Source organism: Bacillus cereus group sp. BfR-BA-01453, assembly GCF_022662915.1.
In the GTDB taxonomy this organism is placed as follows: Bacteria; Bacillota; Bacilli; order Bacillales; family Bacillaceae_G; genus Bacillus_A; species Bacillus_A paranthracis.
Genome location: NZ_JAKUEN010000007.1, coordinates 21,374 through 40,825 on the forward strand (window position 1 = coordinate 21,374; position 19,452 = coordinate 40,825).

The window sequence follows — 19,452 nt, forward strand, 5'->3', positions numbered from 1 at the left end:
CTACTTATTTGTCGTTAAGACAAACTACACCTGGAAGCTCTTTACCTTCCATGAATTCTAATGACGCACCGCCGCCAGTAGAAATGTGGCTCATTTTATCAGCCATACCGAATTTTTCAACAGCTGCTGCAGAGTCACCACCGCCGATAACAGAGTATGTACCTTCTGCATCTGCTAATGCTTGTCCTACTGCTTTTGTACCTTGTGAGAATGGAGTCATTTCGAATACACCCATTGGTCCATTCCATACAACAAGCTTAGAGTTTTTAATTACATCTGCATAAATTTCACGTGTTTTAGGACCGATGTCCACGCCTTCCCAGTTAGAAGGGATAGAGTCGATACCAACGATTTTAGTTGTTGCAGTTTCAGAGAATTCCTCAGTGATTACAACATCAACTGGCATGTAGAAGTTTACGCCTTTTTCTTTTGCAAGTTGCATAAATTCTTTTGCTAGTTCAATCTTGTCGTCTTCACATAGAGATAGACCAATTTCATGACCTAAAGCTTTAACGAATGTGTAAGCAAGTCCGCCACCGATGATTAAGTTATCTACTTTGTCTAATAGATGACGAATTACACCGATTTTATCTTTTACTTTCGCACCACCGATGATAGCTGTGAATGGACGATCTGGGTTAGAAAGTGCTTTTCCAAGAACATCTAACTCTTTTTCCATTAGTAAACCAGATACTGCTGGTAGGTAGTCCGCGATACCTGCTGTAGAAGCATGAGCACGGTGAGCTGCACCGAATGCATCGTTTACGAAGATATCAGCAAGAGCTGCAAATTCTTTCGCAAGTTCTGCATCGTTCTTTTCTTCGCCCGCATAGAAACGTACGTTTTCAAGAACTAATACGTCACCTTCGTTCATTGCTGCAACCATTTCTTGTGCAACTGGTCCGAATGCTTCGTCTGCTTTTTTAACATCTTTACCAAGAAGCTCGCCTAAACGTGCTGCTACTGGAGTAAGACGTAATTCTTCTACTACTTGACCTTTTGGACGGCCTAAGTGGCTTGCTAAAATAACTTTCGCACCTTGCTCTACTAAATATTGAATTGTAGGAAGAGCTGCACGGATACGAGTTTCATCTGTAATTTTGCCTTCTTTCATAGGTACGTTGAAGTCAACGCGGCAAAATACACGCTTACCTTTTAAATCTACGTCACGAATTGATTTTTTGTTCATTGGATTTCCCTCCGACTACTAGTTAGGATTGACAAAACCCACTCAAAAGCTTAACACATTTGCTTTTAAAACGAAAGAAGAGAGAGAGGGAACAAACCCTCTCCCTCGTTTTGTCATTGATAACTTATATAATTAAGAATTAAAGACCTTTTGAAGTCATGTAAGCTGCTAGGTCTACTACGCGGTTAGAGTAACCAGTTTCGTTATCGTACCAAGAAAGTACTTTAACCATGTTACCTTCCATTACCATTGTAGATAATGCATCGATTGTAGAAGAAGCTGTACATCCGTTATAGTCGATAGATACTAATGGCTCTTCGCTGTATCCAAGGATACCTTTTAATTCGCCTTCAGCTGCTGCTTTGAATGCTGCATTTACTTCTTCAACTGTTACTTCTTTATCAAGTTCAACAACTAGGTCAACTAGAGAAACGTTAGCAGTTGGAACACGTACAGCGCCACCGTTTAATTTACCTTTAAGTTCTGGTAATACTAATGCTACTGCTTTAGCTGCACCAGTAGATGTTGGGATCATGTTTTCAGCTGCTGCACGAGCACGACGTAAATCTTTGTGTGGTAAGTCTAAGATTTGTTGGTCGTTAGTGTAAGAGTGAATTGTTGTCATCATTCCACGTTTTACGCCGAATTTTTCGTTTAATACTTTAGCGAATGGAGCTAAGCAGTTTGTAGTACAAGAAGCGTTAGATACTACGTTGTGGCTAGCTGCATCGTATTGTTCGTGGTTAACACCCATAACTACAGTGATATCTTCGTCAGAAGCTGGAGCTGAGATGATAACTTTTTTAACTGATCCACCTAAGTGTTTTTCAGCGTCTGCTTTTTTAGTGAAACGGCCAGTAGATTCTACTACGATTTCTACTCCGTAGTCGCTCCATGGTAATTGTGCTGGGTCACGCTCAGCGATAACTTTAATTTCTTTACCGTTAACAACGATGCTGCTTTCGTTAGCAGATACTTCTGCGTTTAAAGTTCCGTGAACTGTGTCATATTTTAAAAGGTGAGCTAAAGTTTTAGCATCTGTTAAGTCGTTGATTGCTACTACTTCTACCTCTGGGTTGTTAAGAGCTGCGCGGAATACGTTACGTCCGATACGTCCAAATCCATTAATACCAATTTTAGTCATTTGAATTTCCTCCTTGGGGGATTATATTAAAGGGTAATACCCTTTGTTAACTGTTTTGCTGCACCTTCATCTGTAATTAGAATTGAAGTGTGCCCTTGTTTAATTACAGCCTGTATTGCCTTTGCCTTTGAAGAACCTCCAGCGACTGCAACAACGTGAGATACATTTTGTAAATCCTCTAGTTGCATACCAACTGTTCTTACTTTATGAACAACATTTCCTTGTTCATTAAAGTAGTAACCGAAAGCTTCGCCAACTGCTTCGCTTGCCTGAATCTTTAACCAATCTGCTTCTGAAGTATTTCTGCGACGTGCCATTGTTAACGCATCACCTATTCCATGAATGACGATATTGGAAGATCGAATCAACTCAAGAACTTCTTTCACGGAAGGCTCTGTCACAATAGACGCATATGCTTCGCTGCTAACATGGTCTGGAACATACAATAAGCGATAATTACTCATCGTATTTTGCGCCATCTTGGCACAAATAGTATTGGCTTCTAACTCGACGCCTTCTCCAATTCCACCACGTGCTGGGACAAATAGCATATGTAAATCTTTGCAATCAAGCTGCATCATGTCCGCAACAGCAGCTAGCGTAGTTCCTCCAGCCACAGCAACGATATTATTCGCTGTCAGACGGTCTTTTATACAAGTCACACAAGCACGGCCCATCTCCAGTTTGACCCAAGGCGATTCATCACTATCACCAGGGACAACGAAAACTTCATCCAAGTCTAATGTTTCCTTAAGTTGCTTTTCTAAAACCTTTAACCCGGAAATTTCTTTCATAAAGTCTTCCAAAGCAAGAACTAAAGCTGTTCCTTCTTCTGTCAAAGTCATTCCAGAAGAAGCGACGTGAACTAAGTTTTGTTCTTTCAAAACTTGAACTTCACTTCGCAATACTCGTTCTGTCATACCGAGACTTGCTGATAAATTTCTTCTTCCAATCGGCTGCATAAGCCTAATGTATTGAAGAATTTGCATTCTCGTTTGCATAACAGGTAGCAGATCAGGTAATAATTTTTTTGTGTTCTGAATCCATGAGCGCATATCTTTTCTCCTCACTACATCGGTTCATTTTCCCTCATGGTCACTTTACGTCCCGTAGTGACATTTTGTGTCCCACATAGGTTAAAAAAATAATCCCTGCTACGTGTATTATTGTAACAGGAGATAGAAACTTATTCAACTCTTAACTGCATTCTTTATATAGTTTATTATGACACCTTTGTGAATGTTACCATATTCTACTTGTTTTCCGTCTATTTCTACAACCGGAATCATTAGATGATATTTTTCTAAAAGGTCATTATCTTCATATATATCTATTTCCTCAATTTGAAAAGAATATTCACATTGTACTTCCTGTAAAACTTGTTTCGCCTTCACACAAAGGCCACAATCATTTTTTGTATACAGTACAACTTTCATCTTCTTCACCTATCCGATTGTTTTTCGTAATGACGACGCTGGGATGTGCATTTGCTCTCTATACTTCGCCACTGTTCTTCGAGAAATAACGATTTCATGCTCTTCTTCTAATAATTTTGAAATCTTTTGATCTGAAAGTGGCTTTTTCTTATTCTCTGCCTCAACAAGCGTTTGAATAAATTGTTTTACACGCTTTGTAGAAACCGCTTCATCTTCAGTCGTCGAAACGGCATTACTAAAGAACGATTTCATCTCAAATAAACCGTGTGGTGTTTGCACATATTTATTTCGCGTTGCACGACTAATTGTCGATTCATGCACGCTTAACTCTTCTGCTACTTCTTTTAAAGCAAGTGGCTTTAAATACTCCGGACCTTTCCAGAAGAAATCACGTTGTTTTTCCATAATAATGGTCATCACTTGCAAAAGCGTTTGTTTTCTCTGTTTCAAACTACGCATAATCCACTGTACATGCTGATACTTTTCTGAAACGTAAGATGCTACTTCACTTTCACTATTATTAAGAAGCGCACTATATTCAGAATGAATTTCAATTCTCGGCATATTTCTCTCATTCATTTGTAAAACGAGACGATCGCCATCTTTTTTCACTGCCATATCAGGCACAATATAAAGTGGTTTATCAGAAGAAAACGCAAGACCTGGTTTTGGTTGTAATGACGTTATACAATTTACTGCATCCTGTAATTCTTCATTACTACACTTCAATACTTGAACGAGCTTTCTCCAATCTTTCTTCACGAAATAAGCGAAATAATCTTCTACAACCTCTTCTGCCAATCCATTCCGTCTTTGTAAGCGCTTCAATTGCAAGGTTAGACATTCCTGAATATTACGCGCTCCTACCCCTGCTGGCTCAAGTGATTGGACAAGCTCTACAGAACGGTCGACTACATGAAGCGGTGCGGAAAGGAGATTTGCTAACTCTTCATTCGTTTCTTGCAAATACCCATTTCCATCCATGTTCATAATAATGAAAGAAGCTACTTTTCGCTCTTCTTCCTCTATTTTATAATACTGTATTTGATTTAATAAATGTTGCTGAATCGTTATAGAATCCACACTGTAGATTTCCATCTGATTCTCGACTTGTTTGCTGGTACTTTTACTGTTGTTAGAGCTCTTTTTCTTCTCCCTCTCAAAACCACCTAACTCAATAAGGGGATTCTCTAACGATTGCTCATACAAAAACTCCGATAATTCTTGTACATTATACTGGAGCATTGTAATCGCTTGCCTTAACTCTTGTGTCATTGCCAAACGTAAGCTTTGTTCTTGTAAAAGACTTGCCTTCAAACTAATCTCCCCCTTGTTTCTATTGTACAATAAGTTTGGTAAAAGGAGAATGCTATCACAGACACCCATTCCAAAATATTATTAATTTATATGTATTAATGAGATTTACAACTTAAAACCGAAATTTGAATAATATTGAAAGAAAATAATAACGGAATTAAATTATAATCAAGTACTAATAGTAAATCTTATTATCAGATATAACAAGAGGGAAATAAAAAAGTCCTAACCTACAAAACGTAAGTTAGGACTTTTTGACGCGCCCAGAGGGATTCGAACCCCCGGCAGACGTGGTACCGGAAACCACCGCTCTATCCGACTGAGCTATGGGCGCATGATAATAGAAAACACTTCATTTTCTTCTCATAATAATAGCAATAAAATCCATCTAAATCAATAAAAATATCCCCGTAATCCTTTATGCCGCTTAGTTATGAGTATATTAACAAAGCACCCACCCCTAAATTTTCCAATCATAAATTCAACCCAACTCACAAATTATAATCTTTGAATTGATATTCCAAAGGGGGCTTCATTCAATGACTGTAATTACAAAATTAAAGCAAACTGTTTCTGGATTAAAAAGTGCACAAGCTAGCTTAGAGGGTTTCGCTCTTGATACGGATAACCAACAAGCTAAGCAACTTTTCCAAACAGCTGCACAGCAAACACAAACGATTATCGATTCTTTAAACCCACGCGTTGAAGAAGTCCAACAAGAAGAACCACAATACTCACAGCAATAACGGATTCGTCATGCTGTGAAATAGAAAAAGGATGATATGCAGTCATCCTTTTTCTATCACATTACATATTGCAATAGAAATGGAATGATAATTATGCGAAAACTCGGCCTCATAACCGCATTATTTGCCCTTCTATTTAGCTCTTTTACTGGATGTGATAATAGTCCTTTAGATAAAAAAGTGAAAGAAGAAGCGAAACGAACGGAGAAAGAAAAAGGCCCAAAGTTAACAAAGACGAGTACGGAATCCTTTAATCAATCTATATCACAAGGAGCGAAGAAAAGAGCTCTCGCTATGGATGAAATTATAAAAAGCACAGCAGTGAATTCAAACTTAGATCTCTACATAGCAGTTCTACCGGAGCATCACGAAAGGTTTGGATTAAAACCGCTGCGTAAAAAGCTTCAAAAGCAACTAAGTGATGAACACCCTACTTTCGATGTTCGTGTCAGTACAGATAAAAAAATCTTTATGTTACTCGAAAAACTCGAAAGAAAAATTAAGGAAAAAGAAGTATCTAAAGATGAAATTAATAAACAATTAAAATTCATTGGTAAAAAAATGGAGTCTAACACTTAACGCTTTTTAAAAGAAAAGGAAGGATTGCAATGTCTAGTAAAGATAAAAACTTAACCCCTGTACAACAGGAGTATAAAAAATTCGAACAAGAACGCGAACCGAAGCGTCCTGTCTTAAAAAACTGTATAAAAGCCTTTTTCGTTGGTGGTTTCATTTGCCTAATTGGGCAACTCATTTCTACTTTTTATATTACGTATTTCGATTTCACTGAGCGCTCAGCAGGGAATCCAACAGTAGCAACTCTTATTTTCATCTCGATGTTACTAACTGGGTTCGGCGTATATGATCGTCTCGGTCAATTTGCAGGTGCTGGGACAGCTGTACCTGTCACTGGATTTGGTAACTCTGTTGTCGCCGCATGTATCGAACACCGGACGGAAGGGTTTGTCCTTGGCGTTGGCGGTAACATGTTCAAATTAGCCGGCTCCGTTATTTTATTTGGTGTATTTTCAGCTTTCGTCATCGCACTTATTAAAACGATTCTCGTTCAATGGGGAGGGCTATAAATGTTACAAGGACACCGAACGTGGGTATTTGAAAACAAACCAGTTATCATTTCAACTGGAGTCGTTGGCGGACCGTTTGAAGCAAAAGGGAAAATCCCAGAAGACTTCGATATCCTTCATGAAGATTTATGGCTCGGACAAGATTCCTATGAAAAAGCACATAAAATTTTGTTCGAAGAAGCTTGTAGCCGCGCCACTGAAAAAGCAGAACTTCGTAAAGATGATATTCAATTTGTACTCGCAGGAGATTTAATTAATCAAATTACCCCTACAAGCTTTGCTTGCCGTACACTGGGCACTCCTTATCTCGGACTATTCGGTGCTTGTTCTACTTCTATGGAAGGTTTAGCACTTGGAGCAAGTATCGTAAATGCAAAAGGCGCAAAATATTTATTAACCGGGGCATCAAGTCATAACACCGCTGTAGAAAAACAGTTCCGCTACCCTACCGAATATGGTGGACAAAAGCCACCTACCGCGCAGTGGACAGTAACTGGAGCAGGGGCCGCTATTTTAAGTGATACTGGACACGGTCCTAGGGTAACGTCCGCAACAATCGGAAAAGTAGTTGATATGGGATTAACGGATCCGTTTAATATGGGAGGCGCAATGGCTCCAGCTGCCGTCGATACAATTGAGGCCCACCTACGCGAACGCCAAATTGACGCCTCTTACTACGATTTAATCGTAACAGGCGATCTTGGCCATGTAGGACGCGAAATTGCTTATGACTTACTACATAAACATGGAACGAAAGTAACGAGCGAACAGTTTCAAGATTGCGGGCTACTCATTTATAGAGAAGGGCAACCTGTCATAGCTGGTGCTAGTGGACCAGGATGTTCCGCAACAGTCGTGTACGGTCATTTATTAAACAGAATGAAAAGAGGAGAGTTCAAAAAAATACTTGTCGTTGCGACAGGCGCTTTACTATCTCCACTTACATTCCAACAAGAAGAAACGATTCCGTGCATCGCTCACGCCGTTTCAATTGAATTCGGAGGTGCAACGCAATGATTTTTTTCTGGGCTTTCGTCATTGGCGGACTCATATGTGTAATCGGCCAACTTATGTTTGATGTCGGCAAACTAACACCCGCTCATACAATGGCAACACTCGTTGTTGCTGGAGCTATATTAGATGGATTCAATTTGTATGAACCATTAATTGACTTCGCTGGAGCTGGGGCAACCGTACCTATTACAAGCTTTGGTAATGCCCTCGTTCACGGTGCAATGGAAGAAGCCGCAAAACATGGCATCGTTGGCGTTATTACCGGCATGTTTAAAGTAACAAGCGCCGGTGTATCCGCAGCTATTATTTTCGGCTTCATCGGAGCATTGCTATTCAAACCGAAAGGATAAGGTGTTCGTATGACAGTTATCGCTAGCGTCAAAACCTGCCTTGCTAGTGTAAGAGGCGCTCAAGCAAGTTTAAGCTCCCTTTCACTACATTCACAGGACGCAGAATCAAAACGTGTATTTCATGAATGTATGTTAGAAATGGACAGCATCATCGCTGATTTACAAAATAGAGTTTCAGTATTAGAACGTGAAGAACCTCAATATAAAGGGTTTTAAGTAGACTGGAGGAAATGACTATGTCTCACCTGCCGGAATGGACACTTGTCATTCTTCGCTCTGTATTCATATTAATTATTTTATTCGCTATTACGAAATGGTTAGGGAAAAGACAAATCTCTCAGCTCTCCTTTTTTGAATACATAGCCGGAATGACAATCGGTGACATCGCTGCCCAAGTATCTACAGGGCTCGATTCAAAATTTTTTCACGGCGTCTTTGCTATACTTATTTTCGCCTCGGTACCTTTTTTTGTTGGTATTCTTTCCTTAAAAAACAAAGCCGCTAGAGATTTCTTTGAAGGAAAATCAACCGTGTTAATAAAAGATGGGAAAGTACTCGAAGATAATTTAAAGAAAGAGAAATATACAAGTGATGAGTTACTTGAGCTTCTTAGAGGAAATGGTGCATTTAGTATAGCTGAAGTTGAATTTGCTGTCTTAGAGCCGAGCGGAGAATTAAATGTATTATTAAAGAAAGATTTTCAGCCACTTACTGCAAAAGATCTCGGTTTAAAAGTGCCCAATGAAAAAGAACCTCAAACTGTTATTATGGATGGAAATGTACTAGATGAACCACTTTCCGCAAGTGGACATAACCGAGCTTGGCTACATGCTGAACTAGAAAAACTCGGTGTTGTCATTGAAAACGTCTTTCTCGGTCAAGTGGATTCATATGGACAACTTACTATCGACATTTATAATGACAAACTACAAATGCCTTCTCCTCAAAACAAACCTTTATTATTGGCATCTTTAAAAAAATGTCATGCTGATCTTGAACTATTTTCCTTAGAAACAAAGTCGAAATCAGCAAGCGAAATGTATAGTAAAAACGCGAAACAAATCGAAAAGATTTTAAATAAAGTAACCTATCTTTTAAAAGAATAGATATCGAAAGAACGCTTCAGTCAAAAGGCGTTCTTTTCTTTTTTTCTACAGTTTTTATAACGTTTAAATTTATGTAATTCGGTTATGATGTTGAAGATACATAAGCAGGGAATTTCAAAAACATAGCGAATATTTCATGGTACAACTACATATTTTTTTGATTTAAAGTGGTTTTGTTTGACCTTTATTGACCATAATTGTATTATAAGACTAAGAAAGCTTTATAAGGAGGAAATAACAGATGAATTTAATTCCTACAGTAATTGAACAAACAAATCGTGGAGAACGCGCTTACGATATTTACTCTCGACTATTAAAAGACCGCATCATTATGCTTGGTAGCGCAATTGATGACAACGTAGCTAACTCAATCGTTTCCCAGCTTTTATTCTTGGAATCTCAAGATCCAGAAAAAGATATTCACATCTACATCAACAGCCCTGGTGGTTCTATCACAGCAGGTATGGCAATTTACGATACAATGCAGTTTATTAAACCGCAAGTATCAACAATCTGTATCGGTATGGCTGCATCTATGGGTGCATTCTTACTTGCAGCAGGTGAAAAAGGAAAACGTTATGCACTTCCAAACAGTGAAGTAATGATTCACCAACCACTTGGTGGTGCACAAGGTCAAGCGACTGAAATCGAAATCGCTGCTAAACGTATCCTATTCTTACGTGAAAAACTAAACCAAATTCTTGCTGACCGCACAGGTCAACCACTTGAAGTACTACAACGCGACACAGACCGCGACAACTTCATGACAGCAGAAAAAGCTTTAGAATACGGTTTAATCGATAAGATCTTTACAAATCGTTAATTAATTAAAAGCGGAAGCGGCTCGTTCAGAATGGGAGGAGGATGGAGCTTCTGACAAAGAGGTGCTTTTTACCTCGACGGAAGAAGCGAAGCCACCGACCATTCTAGCCGCTGGAGCTGGATATAATTAAAAGCGGAAGCGGCTCGTTCAGAATCGCAGGGCGATGGAGCCCCTGATTCCGAGGCGATTTTTGCCTCGAATGTAAAAGCGAAACAACCGCTGGAGCTGGATAGATTAAAAGCGAAAGCGCCCTATAACAGGGCGCTTTTTTTATATGCTGTTCTCCGCCCGCATACCCCACCTAGTATCAACCGAAATATATCGGCGATTTTTCAAATATATCGACCGTAACTCCAATTATATCGGCGATTATTTTAATATATCGACTTTTCGACACAACTTATCGACTTACCGACAATTCTCGACAAGAACGTACATCCCACATACCCCCACCAACAAGCCCCAAACAACAAAAAAGCTATCGCACATACGCGATAGCTTCTTATTGTACATATGCAGCTAATGCTTCTAAAGCCTCTTCTGCATCTGAACCTTCTGTTGTAATTGTTATCATGCTACCAGTTCCAATTGCTAAGCTCATAATCCCCATTATGCTCTTTGCATTTACTGTCTTCCCATCTTTTTCGATGAAAATATCTGCATGAAAGCGATTGGCCTCTTGTACAAACAACGCAGCCGGACGTGCTTGTAAACCGTTTTTTAATGAAACCTTAACTCTTTTTTGAACCACAGCTCCATTTCCCCTTTAACCTCTTATTTTTTTGCTACCGTTTCCCCCGCGCGTAATTTCTCTGCAATATCATCGATTTTACGCAAACGATGATTAATACCCGATTTACTAATTTTCCCCCCGGATACCATCTCACCTAACTCTTTCAATGTTACATCTTGATAATCTCTTCTTAATTGCGCAATTTCTCGTAGTTTATCCGGCAATATATCAAGACCAACCGTCTCATCAATATAACGGATATTTTCAATCTGTCTTAGCGCTGCACCAATTGTTTTATTTAAATTAGCTGTTTCGCAGTTCACTAAGCGATTTACAGAATTACGCATATCACGTACGATTCGAATGTCTTCAAATCTTAAAAGTGCATTATGAGCACCTATAATATTTAAAAACTCTGTAATCTTTTCTGCTTCTTTCAAATACGTAATGTACCCTTTTCTTCTTTCCAACGTCTTACTATTTAAATCAAATCCGTTCATCAGTTCACATATAGCATCATTATGTTCCTTATATAACGAAAAGATCTCTAAATGATAAGATGATGTTTCTGGGTTATTTACTGAACCACCTGCTAAAAATGCACCGCGTAAATACGATCGTTTACAACATTTCTTCTCAATTAATTCTTGTGATATATTTCGAATAAATGAAAAGTCGTCTCGAACGATATGAAGATCAGCTAATATTTCGCGTGACTTCTCAACAAGCCTTACGATATATACATTGTTTTTCTTCAATCGCATTTTTTTACGAACAAGTAATTCTACCGTCACGTCATATCCTTTTTTCAAAAGCGTATAAATCCTTCTTGCAATTGCCGCATTTTCCGTTTGAATATCGATTGATAGACGACGATTTGAAAAAGAAAGCGATCCGTTCATACGAAGTAACGCTGATAATTCTGCTTTCTCACAGCATTCCTTCATCTCTAGATTCGTCAACTCTTTCTTTGTTTCTGATGCAAATGACACAGCCAACACCTCCTTATACGATTATTGTGGAACAAAAATCTTGTCCTATATGAAATGAGGAGCGTTACCTCAAACGAGGCAACGCACATCTACAACAGTGAATATAAAATAGAAGCTAGTTTTAATGTATCGTGTCTTACAACACGGTCATCATACTTCGCTAATTGATCTTGAATCACATTAATATTGTTTTCAGTAAAACGCTCTTCATCTACTACAACTGGCGCCGACATTTCTTCCTCATATAACTGACGTAATTCACAAGGAATATCACGGTTATTTACAATTGCAGTATCGATAAATGGTTCACCTAAATGATCATGTAACGCCTGCACATGGTCAAACGCAGTATATCCCATCGTTTCACCAGCTTGCGTCATAACATTACACACATATACCTTCTTTGCTTTTGCAGCAAGAACAGCGTCCCCAATTTTGTTAACAACTAAATTCGGTAATATACTCGTATACAAACTTCCTGGACCGAAAACAAGTAAATCAGCTCGTTTAATTTCAGTCAACGTTTCATGTAACGGCTCTACATCTTCTGGAGTTAAAAAGACACGGTTAATTTTCTTTCCGAAATAAGGAATCTTTGATTCACCTGTTACAATTTCTCCGTCTTCTAGTTCCGCATGTAGTACTGCACTTTGATTCGCTGCTGGCAATACACGTCCTCTAACATTTAAAACTTTACTCGTTTCTGTAATAGCATGGAAGAAGTCTCCTGTAATCGAGGTCATACCTGCCAATAATAAATTTCCTAACGCATGACCTTTCAGCCCATCTCCCGTTGTGAAACGATGCTGAAATAAAGCTTCCACCAGTGGCTCTACATCTGATAACGCAACAAGTACGTTACGAATGTCACCTGGAGGTGGAATTTCTAGCTCATCACGTAATCTACCTGAACTGCCACCATCATCAGCGATTGTAACAACTGCTGTAATATCAACAGGATATTGCTTTAATCCTCTTAATAAAACAGAGAGTCCAGTTCCGCCTCCCATAATGACAATTTTAGGCTTTCTCTCTTTTTTCATCCCTTAATGGCCCTTTCTCTTCTCCACATCACGATGAGATACATGAACACTATACTCTGGTTTCAAATGTTTCCCAAGGTATTCTGTAAGCGTAACAGAACGATGCTGTCCACCTGTACATCCAATTGCAATTACAAGTTGACTTTTGCCTTCTCTTTTATAATGAGGCAGCATGAAAGTAATCAGATCCGTCAACTTTTCTAAAAACTTATGCGTCTCATTAAATTTCAGCACATACGATGAAACTTCTTCATCTAGTCCTGTTAATGGCTTCATATGTGGAATGTAATATGGATTTGGTAAAAAACGAACATCAAATACTAAATCTGCATCAATTGGAATACCGTACTTAAATCCAAATGACATAACATTTACACGAAATGCTTGCTCAGTTTCAGTTGAAAATAGGTGAACAATTTTTTCACGTAATTCTTTCGGTTTTAAATCAGATGTATCAAGCACAATATTCGCGCGTGCCTTCATATCTGTTAATAAATTACGCTCTGCTTCGATTCCCTTTAACGGCAGACCAGTTGGTGCAAGTGGATGCGAGCGTCTCGTTTCTTTATAACGAGTTACAAGTGTGCTATCTTTCGCATCTAAGAATAAAATATGAGGAATAATCCATGTACGTTCTGATAAATCATCAAGCGCTTCCCATAAATGTTCGAAAAACTCTCGGCCACGTAAATCAATACCAAGTGCTACTTTATTCATTTTTCCTTTTGAATCCGCCATAAGCTCAATAAACTTTGGCAATAACATCGGTGGTAAATTATCCACACAGAAATATCCTAAATCTTCAAAACTTTGTAAAGCTACTGTCTTTCCAGCTCCAGACATTCCTGTAATAATTACCATTTTTATATCATTATTCTCTGTCATCGTATCCTCTCCTTGACGGTTTAACTCGGATCTAATCGATATGAAAGCAACTCAAAATCTGGGGTATATACAAATGTACCGTAGATTATGCCATTTCCTTTAATTAAATAATCAATAATGTGATAATCTCCTGGTGCCATTGCTAAATCATCAATTTTATCAAATGTATGCCAACCAATGATGCCTTCTTCGCTCTCTAGTTTGTTTTCTCCTGCAAAATCTGTCGCTAAAAAGGAGAACATCATCCATTCAGAAACAACTTTATCACCTTCTTGGATGACAAAGGTGAAGACCCCCTTTAACGCTGGGTTCTTTAAATAAATACCTGTTTCTTCACGATACTCGCGAACAACGGAATCCCTTACAGTCTCACCACGCTCCATTTTCCCGCCTGGTGCAACCCACCAATTCCGGCGAGGTTTTTGGAGTAAGAGTACTTCATTATCTCTAATTAACACACAGTTTGTCACTCTTTGCATGTTTCTTCACCTCAGCTACTTGCAGCAAATTTCTCACTGCATACTCATTTCATTATACTATCAAAAACAGTTTGCTACAACGAAGGAGCCAGTCCCCCTTTCGCTAAGCACTGCTACTCAACAATTTTAAAAAAGCTTTTTATAACAAGCAATGTAAATGCCTGGACTTTCCGTGAATAGCATGAAAAATCCCCTTAACGACTTTTATCGCCAAGGGGACTCCAGCCCTTACTTCTTACCGAAATAAGTAACAATCGCAAATCCTAAAATAAAGGTAATAATTGAACTTATAATTGAAAATCCTCCAGTTGGAATACCAGGGAACACAATTACAATCGAACCGATAACTAGTCCAATAATTGCCGCAAATGTCATACTTTTATAACGATCTAATAAGAAACTAATTCCTTTACTACTTACAACAAACCCTACCATAACACCAGCACCAATAACTGCGATTAAAGGTAAGTTGAGTGTAGTTAAAGCATTAATTGCTGTTGGATAAACACCAATAATTAATAAAATAAATGATCCGCTAATTCCAGGAAGTAACATAGCCATACTAGCCATCCATCCTGCGAAAAATAAACCAATTGCATTTAAAATTGTTAACGTCGTAATTGGATCTGCTGTCTTATCTGGTTTAAAGAAAGCTGTGATCGCAACAAGAATTGCTGCAACGATTAATAAAACAATGTGCTTACCTTTAAACGACGACTTTGCATCAGCTTCTCTCATTAACATCGGTAATATGCTAATAATTAAACCGAGAAAGAAAAATTGAGTCGGTTCATAATGATTTGCAAGTAAATATTTAATAACATGACTTAACGTTAAAAACGCTGCTGCCACACCAGCTGCAAGTGGAATTAAAAACCCTAAATGTTTTTTCCATTCACGACTAAAGAATCCACTAATTGCCGCAAGCAATTGTTCATAAATCCCTAACACAACAGCGATTGTACCGCCGCTCACACCAGGAATTAAATCACTAACGCCCATACAAAATCCACGATATATATTACGCCATTCCATACTGAATAAATTCCTCATTTCTTATAGTGATTTTTTCCGTAAAGTCCAGTATATCAATAAGAAAGCTTATAATCCCAATATTTTTTGACAAAACTTTGACATTTTCACACAAAAAAAGAAGAAAGCTCCTATCGGTAGCTTTCTTCTCAAAAGGTATATTATCCCTTATTTTTCTGATACAGTTTTTAGTTCTTCTAATAATTCTTCTACGTAATGTTGTGCACTTTGTGCTGCAATACTACCGTCACCTGTTGCAGTTACAATTTGACGTAGCATTTTTTCACGAACATCACCTGCTGCGAAAATACCAGGAACTTTCGTTTCCATACGCTCGTTTGTTTCAAGGTAACCATTTTCATTTGTAATACCTAGCTCAACAAATGGTTTTGATAGTGGTAACATACCAATGTATACGAATACGCCGTCAGTTTTGACTTCTTTCTCTTCTCCACTGTTTACATCTACAAGTGTTACACTTCCTACTTTACCATTTGCTTCATTAATTTCTTTTATTGTGTGGTTCCAAATGAAGTCTACTTTTTCGTTTTGGAAAGCACGATCTTGTAAAATTTTCTGTGCACGAAGCGTGTCACGACGGTGAACGATCGTTACTTTTGATGCGAAGCGTGTTAAGAACACACCCTCTTCAACAGCAGAATCTCCGCCGCCGATAACTACAAGTTCTTTACCTTTAAAGAATGCGCCATCACATACCGCACAATATGATACACCGCGGCCGCCAAGTTCTGTTTCACCTGGTACACCAATTTTTTTATACTCTGCACCACTTGCAACGATAATTGCACGTGCTTTATATTCTTTTTTACCAGCAATAATTGTTTTGTATTCTTTACCATCGATGACTTCTTTCACATCACCGTATGCATATTCAGCACCAAATTTCTTCGCATGCTCGAACATTTTATTTGATAAGTCTGGTCCTAAAATAGACTCATAACCTGGGTAGTTTTCTACATCTTCTGTATTTGCCATTTGTCCGCCTGGAATACCACGCTCAAGCATTAATGTGCTTAAATTCGCACGAGATGTATATACTGCAGCTGTCATACCAGCTGGTCCTGCACCAATAATAATGACATCATAAATTTTTTCTTCTGACACACTATTCACTCCTATTCATTCCTACACAATTAAGTTACCCTCATTATACTGTTCGCATCATTTTTTTCCCAATGATTTGCTTACTTATGTGTGCGTACGCTTAACAGCTTGCACATACTTTCGAACAGTCGCTACAGATACATTATATACATCTCCGAGCTCCGACTGTGTCATCTTATTTCCTTGTTCGCTACGTACGATATATTCAACCGCAGCTGACCAGCCGTATACATTTGTAAAAACTGCCCCAGATGTATATAAACGTATGAACGTACAAAACCAAAATTGTAAACACTCTTCGATTAATTCATCATCTTTTTTCGTATAATTGTATAAAGCATCCGCGATTCGCGCGCACTGTTCAAATTGCTGTAAATCAGCTGGAATACTCTTATGGCTACTCAGTAAAAAGAAATACTTTGCAAGTTGCGATACGATCGGAACACCATTCTTCGCCTGCGTTACATCAAAGAAGAATCCAACCTTCTCCGGCGTTGATAATTCATTCATTAAATATAAAGCTAGCATTTGTTCCTCTAGCGTCGCACTTTGCTGGAATGATTTTCGTAATTCTTCAAATAACACATTTTGTCCTTCATCCGCTAAATTCAATGCATTCCACGGTTCTTTTCCCTTTTTATCAGGGTGCAATTCTACAACATGTTGCCACATTTTTTCAGCTACTTGCTGATCTTTTACCATATACGCAGAATATGCAAACCAATAATAAAAACTAACGTCCCCCTCGTATCCTTGACGCTTTAATAATTTGAACCATTTATATGCAGGCTCGAAATGACCAATTGTTGCAAGTGTCGTCCCAAGTTTCAAACGATGTTCAAACGAAATCGGATATACCGAAACTAACTGAGCAGCTAACGCCTCTACTTGTTTATGCTCTCCAATTGAATATAGAAAAATAAGCGTATTACAAAGCGCATGTATATTACCAGGATTTTTCTCTAAAATCATTTCCGTTAATTTCAGCGCCTTATCTACATTACCAGATTGAAAATGCGCAATGGCTAAATTATTATGCCCCGACCAAAATTCCGGATAGTCTTTCGTAACAATTTCTAATGTAGCAATTGCTTCTTCCAATTGTCCGTTACGAATATAACGATTGGCTTCTTCCTGCATAACAATTAAATCATCTTCATCCTCAATCTCTTCCGCACCCATCGCTTCTTCTTCCATAATTTCAAGTAATTCTAATGTATCTTCAACAAATTCCTTCTCTTCTGCAACTTCTAAATAGCGATCCGCATACTTCTTCGCCTGCTGAAATAGACCCATATACGCATAATTATTTGCAATAAAATAATAACATTGTTCAAGTTCTGGATTAGATCTAACAAGCTTAAAGAAGGTTTGATTCGACTCTTGATATTCACCAGCCTCAGATAATACTGTTGCTAATTGACATAAAATAAACGGCTCCTTCTCGCTTTGTGCCGCTCTTCGAAAATATTTAATTGCATCTTGCAATTTTTGTCCTTTGTAAGCCCTCATCCCTTTTTTATAAAAGAAGCCCGCTAATTGATTAAAAGAGATAACTTGTCCGTTCTCCTTATATATTCTTTGATTTTTCCCCATATATCCTCCAGTTTTTTGTTTTCTTCGTTCACACATTCTTCTATCTATAAGTATAAACGATTCCGTAAAAAACAAAACAGTATATTATACTCAATTATTTCCTTTTTATTCATTAAAAAAGAAGAGAAATGTTACATTTTTAGCATCAACCTTCTCTAGCATCTATTTCTTCTTTTGTATAAATAACACGCATTGGATTTCCACCTACGAAAGCACCGCTCGGTACATCTTTATGAACGAGTGTGCCAGCTGAAACAATCGCACCATCTCCAATTTTCACACCTGGTAATATAGTCGTATTTGCTCCAATCATCACTTCATTTCCTATAACGATCTCTCCAAGTCGATATTCTCGAATTAAATATTCATGTGCTAAAAGCGTTGTATTATAGCCTATAATCGAATTTTCTCCTACAGTTATCTTTTCCGGGAACATAATGTCTGGCATTACCATAAGCGCAAACGATGTTTTCTTTCCTACTTTCATCCGCAAAAATGTGCGGTATAACCAATTCTTGACCGATAAAAAAGGTGTATAACGTGCAATTTGGATAATAATAAAATTCTTCATTACCTTCCAAAAAGACACTGTTTTATACACGTTCCATAATGAATTTTCTCCTGAAACAGGATAGCGCGTTGTCCGTCGCACTTGACTCGCTCCTCTACTTATCTTTACGAACGATTCATGTCGGACAAAATCGGCAATAAATCACTCATTTTATCTAGCATAAAGTCTGGCTTGTAAGCCTCTAAATACGCTCTACCTTTCAATGTCCATGAAACCGCAGCTGTTTTCGTACCCGCATTTTGTCCGCCAACAATATCATGATGATTATCCCCAACCATCAATGCTTCTTCCGGTTTCGCATCTAATAACTGAAGCGCTTTTTGAAGTGGCTCTGGATGTGGTTTCACATGCTCGACATCATCAATCGTCACAACAACATCAAAAAACTCATCAAGCTTTGAAAACTTTAATCCCATTTCAACGGTTTGTCTCGCTTTCGTTGTAACAATACCAACTTTATAACCTTGCTTCTTCAACTCTTGAACTGTTTCATATACAGTTTCATATTCTTCTACTAATTCATCATGATGATCATGGTTAAATTGACGATAGCTTGTAATTAACTCTTCAACCTTACTTTCATCAATCTTGCTGAAAGTATCATGTAAAGATGGACCGATAAATGGCAATACATCCTCACGCTTATATTGATTTGGATAATATGTATGTAAAGTATGTAAAAAAGAAGAAATAATAAGTTCATTTGTATTAATTAACGTTCCATCTAAATCAAATAACACTGTATTTATTTTCATTGCCTTAGTCCTTTCTCTTTCCTGAATATGA

23 protein-coding genes and 1 tRNA gene are annotated in these 19,452 nt (G+C 38.1%); 8 read left to right on the plus strand and 16 right to left on the minus strand.

The genetic code is table 11. The annotated features are described in order from the left end of the window. Positions 1-4 precede the first annotated feature (4 nt). From MR070_RS15480 to MR070_RS15505, 6 genes are all read right to left on the minus strand, one after another. Positions 5-1,189, minus strand: coding sequence for a phosphoglycerate kinase (locus tag MR070_RS15480; RefSeq protein WP_001036342.1), 1,185 nt, complete (start codon positions 1,187-1,189; stop codon positions 5-7). A 139-nt stretch (positions 1,190-1,328) separates the two neighbouring features. Beyond that, positions 1,329-2,333 carry a type I glyceraldehyde-3-phosphate dehydrogenase gene (gene gap / locus MR070_RS15485; protein ID WP_000161231.1) on the minus strand — a complete coding sequence of 335 codons (1,005 nt, stop codon included), beginning with the start codon at positions 2,331-2,333 and terminating at the stop codon, positions 1,329-1,331. 26 nt (positions 2,334-2,359) lie between these two features. Beyond that, positions 2,360-3,388, minus strand: coding sequence for a gapA transcriptional regulator CggR (gene cggR / locus MR070_RS15490; protein ID WP_001258187.1), 1,029 nt, complete (start codon positions 3,386-3,388; stop codon positions 2,360-2,362). 135 nt (positions 3,389-3,523) lie between these two features. Then, complete coding sequence (locus MR070_RS15495; protein WP_000869738.1) at positions 3,524-3,769, minus strand: glutaredoxin family protein; 246 nt, start codon at positions 3,767-3,769, stop codon at positions 3,524-3,526. A 9-nt stretch (positions 3,770-3,778) separates the two neighbouring features. Beyond that, positions 3,779-5,086, minus strand: a complete 1,308-nt coding sequence (rpoN, locus tag MR070_RS15500) for an RNA polymerase factor sigma-54 (RefSeq protein WP_242261587.1) — start codon at positions 5,084-5,086, stop codon at positions 3,779-3,781. Between the two features lie 258 nt (positions 5,087-5,344). Continuing rightward, positions 5,345-5,420 (minus strand) — tRNA-Arg (locus MR070_RS15505). A 205-nt stretch (positions 5,421-5,625) separates the two neighbouring features. Here MR070_RS15505 and MR070_RS15510 point away from each other — a divergent pair. From MR070_RS15510 to clpP, 8 genes are all read left to right on the plus strand, one after another. After that, positions 5,626-5,832, plus strand: coding sequence for a DUF1657 domain-containing protein (locus MR070_RS15510; RefSeq protein WP_000216166.1), 207 nt, complete (start codon positions 5,626-5,628; stop codon positions 5,830-5,832). A gap of 93 nt (positions 5,833-5,925) precedes the next feature. Then, positions 5,926-6,411: a YhcN/YlaJ family sporulation lipoprotein gene (locus tag MR070_RS15515; protein ID WP_001228544.1), complete on the plus strand. Its 486-nt coding sequence runs from the start codon at positions 5,926-5,928 to the stop codon at positions 6,409-6,411. Between the two features lie 29 nt (positions 6,412-6,440). Next, positions 6,441-6,917: a stage V sporulation protein AC gene (gene spoVAC / locus MR070_RS15520; RefSeq protein WP_000095407.1), complete on the plus strand. Its 477-nt coding sequence runs from the start codon at positions 6,441-6,443 to the stop codon at positions 6,915-6,917. Next, on the plus strand, positions 6,918-7,934 hold the full coding sequence (spoVAD, locus tag MR070_RS15525; RefSeq protein WP_000938952.1) for a stage V sporulation protein AD: 1,017 nt from the start codon (positions 6,918-6,920) through the stop codon (positions 7,932-7,934). It abuts the gene before it with no gap. Beyond that, complete coding sequence (gene spoVAE, locus MR070_RS15530) at positions 7,931-8,281, plus strand: stage V sporulation protein AE (RefSeq protein ID WP_000575919.1); 351 nt, start codon at positions 7,931-7,933, stop codon at positions 8,279-8,281. Before spoVAD ends, spoVAE begins: the two co-directional genes overlap by 4 nt. A 9-nt stretch (positions 8,282-8,290) precedes the next feature. Further along, positions 8,291-8,497: a DUF1657 domain-containing protein gene (locus MR070_RS15535; RefSeq protein ID WP_000215900.1), complete on the plus strand. Its 207-nt coding sequence runs from the start codon at positions 8,291-8,293 to the stop codon at positions 8,495-8,497. 20 nt (positions 8,498-8,517) lie between these two features. Beyond that, a complete protein-coding gene (locus tag MR070_RS15540) occupies positions 8,518-9,387 on the plus strand; it encodes a DUF421 domain-containing protein (protein ID WP_044790919.1) in 870 nt (289 codons plus the stop codon). A 241-nt stretch (positions 9,388-9,628) separates the two neighbouring features. Next, the gene (gene clpP, locus MR070_RS15545; RefSeq protein ID WP_001049162.1) at positions 9,629-10,210 is read left to right on the plus strand and encodes an ATP-dependent Clp endopeptidase proteolytic subunit ClpP; all 582 of its coding nucleotides are present in this window, start codon (positions 9,629-9,631) and stop codon (positions 10,208-10,210) included. Positions 10,211-10,712: 502 nt separating this feature from the next. On the opposite strand, the gene MR070_RS15550 is transcribed toward clpP, so the two are convergent. From MR070_RS15550 to ppaX, 10 genes are all read right to left on the minus strand, one after another. Then, positions 10,713-10,961: an HPr family phosphocarrier protein gene (locus tag MR070_RS15550; protein ID WP_000250306.1), complete on the minus strand. Its 249-nt coding sequence runs from the start codon at positions 10,959-10,961 to the stop codon at positions 10,713-10,715. 23 nt (positions 10,962-10,984) lie between these two features. Beyond that, positions 10,985-11,935, minus strand: a complete 951-nt coding sequence (whiA, locus tag MR070_RS15555) for a DNA-binding protein WhiA (RefSeq protein ID WP_000006561.1) — start codon at positions 11,933-11,935, stop codon at positions 10,985-10,987. A gap of 89 nt (positions 11,936-12,024) precedes the next feature. Further along, positions 12,025-12,978: a gluconeogenesis factor YvcK family protein gene (locus tag MR070_RS15560; RefSeq protein WP_000712175.1), complete on the minus strand. Its 954-nt coding sequence runs from the start codon at positions 12,976-12,978 to the stop codon at positions 12,025-12,027. Positions 12,979-12,981: 3 nt separating this feature from the next. Beyond that, positions 12,982-13,863, minus strand: a complete 882-nt coding sequence (gene rapZ / locus MR070_RS15565) for an RNase adapter RapZ (protein WP_000138457.1) — start codon at positions 13,861-13,863, stop codon at positions 12,982-12,984. A gap of 20 nt (positions 13,864-13,883) precedes the next feature. Beyond that, positions 13,884-14,342 (minus strand): NUDIX hydrolase, encoded by a 459-nt coding sequence (locus MR070_RS15570; RefSeq protein ID WP_001190080.1) that lies wholly within the window; start codon positions 14,340-14,342, stop codon positions 13,884-13,886. Positions 14,343-14,570: 228 nt separating this feature from the next. Beyond that, complete coding sequence (locus tag MR070_RS15575; protein ID WP_000455203.1) at positions 14,571-15,377, minus strand: DUF368 domain-containing protein; 807 nt, start codon at positions 15,375-15,377, stop codon at positions 14,571-14,573. A 165-nt stretch (positions 15,378-15,542) separates the two neighbouring features. Next, positions 15,543-16,499 (minus strand): thioredoxin-disulfide reductase, encoded by a 957-nt coding sequence (gene trxB / locus MR070_RS15580; protein ID WP_001288072.1) that lies wholly within the window; start codon positions 16,497-16,499, stop codon positions 15,543-15,545. A gap of 84 nt (positions 16,500-16,583) precedes the next feature. Next, a complete protein-coding gene (locus MR070_RS15585; protein WP_242261588.1) occupies positions 16,584-18,095 on the minus strand; it encodes a tetratricopeptide repeat protein in 1,512 nt (503 codons plus the stop codon). A gap of 145 nt (positions 18,096-18,240) precedes the next feature. Next, positions 18,241-18,747, minus strand: a complete 507-nt coding sequence (locus tag MR070_RS15590) for an acyltransferase (RefSeq protein WP_070807161.1) — start codon at positions 18,745-18,747, stop codon at positions 18,241-18,243. A 23-nt stretch (positions 18,748-18,770) separates the two neighbouring features. Continuing rightward, positions 18,771-19,421, minus strand: coding sequence for a pyrophosphatase PpaX (ppaX, locus tag MR070_RS15595; protein WP_000700954.1), 651 nt, complete (start codon positions 19,419-19,421; stop codon positions 18,771-18,773). Between the last annotated feature and the right edge of the window lie 31 nt (positions 19,422-19,452).

Coding starts and splice junctions, on each gene's coding strand:
- MR070_RS15480 (WP_001036342.1), bottom strand. CDS start 1,189: ATGAACAAAAAATCAATTCGTGACGTAGATTTAAAAGGTAAGCGTGTA.
- gap (WP_000161231.1), bottom strand. CDS start 2,333: ATGACTAAAATTGGTATTAATGGATTTGGACGTATCGGACGTAACGTA.
- cggR (WP_001258187.1), bottom strand. CDS start 3,388: ATGCGCTCATGGATTCAGAACACAAAAAAATTATTACCTGATCTGCTA.
- MR070_RS15495 (WP_000869738.1), bottom strand. CDS start 3,769: ATGAAAGTTGTACTGTATACAAAAAATGATTGTGGCCTTTGTGTGAAG.
- MR070_RS15510 (WP_000216166.1), top strand. CDS start 5,626: ATGACTGTAATTACAAAATTAAAGCAAACTGTTTCTGGATTAAAAAGT.
- MR070_RS15515 (WP_001228544.1), top strand. CDS start 5,926: ATGCGAAAACTCGGCCTCATAACCGCATTATTTGCCCTTCTATTTAGC.
- spoVAC (WP_000095407.1), top strand. CDS start 6,441: ATGTCTAGTAAAGATAAAAACTTAACCCCTGTACAACAGGAGTATAAA.
- spoVAD (WP_000938952.1), top strand. CDS start 6,918: ATGTTACAAGGACACCGAACGTGGGTATTTGAAAACAAACCAGTTATC.
- spoVAE (WP_000575919.1), top strand. CDS start 7,931: ATGATTTTTTTCTGGGCTTTCGTCATTGGCGGACTCATATGTGTAATC.
- MR070_RS15535 (WP_000215900.1), top strand. CDS start 8,291: ATGACAGTTATCGCTAGCGTCAAAACCTGCCTTGCTAGTGTAAGAGGC.
- MR070_RS15540 (WP_044790919.1), top strand. CDS start 8,518: ATGTCTCACCTGCCGGAATGGACACTTGTCATTCTTCGCTCTGTATTC.
- clpP (WP_001049162.1), top strand. CDS start 9,629: ATGAATTTAATTCCTACAGTAATTGAACAAACAAATCGTGGAGAACGC.
- MR070_RS15560 (WP_000712175.1), bottom strand. CDS start 12,978: ATGAAAAAAGAGAGAAAGCCTAAAATTGTCATTATGGGAGGCGGAACT.
- rapZ (WP_000138457.1), bottom strand. CDS start 13,863: ATGACAGAGAATAATGATATAAAAATGGTAATTATTACAGGAATGTCT.
- MR070_RS15570 (WP_001190080.1), bottom strand. CDS start 14,342: ATGCAAAGAGTGACAAACTGTGTGTTAATTAGAGATAATGAAGTACTC.
- MR070_RS15575 (WP_000455203.1), bottom strand. CDS start 15,377: ATGGAATGGCGTAATATATATCGTGGATTTTGTATGGGCGTTAGTGAT.
- MR070_RS15585 (WP_242261588.1), bottom strand. CDS start 18,095: ATGGGGAAAAATCAAAGAATATATAAGGAGAACGGACAAGTTATCTCT.
- ppaX (WP_000700954.1), bottom strand. CDS start 19,421: ATGAAAATAAATACAGTGTTATTTGATTTAGATGGAACGTTAATTAAT.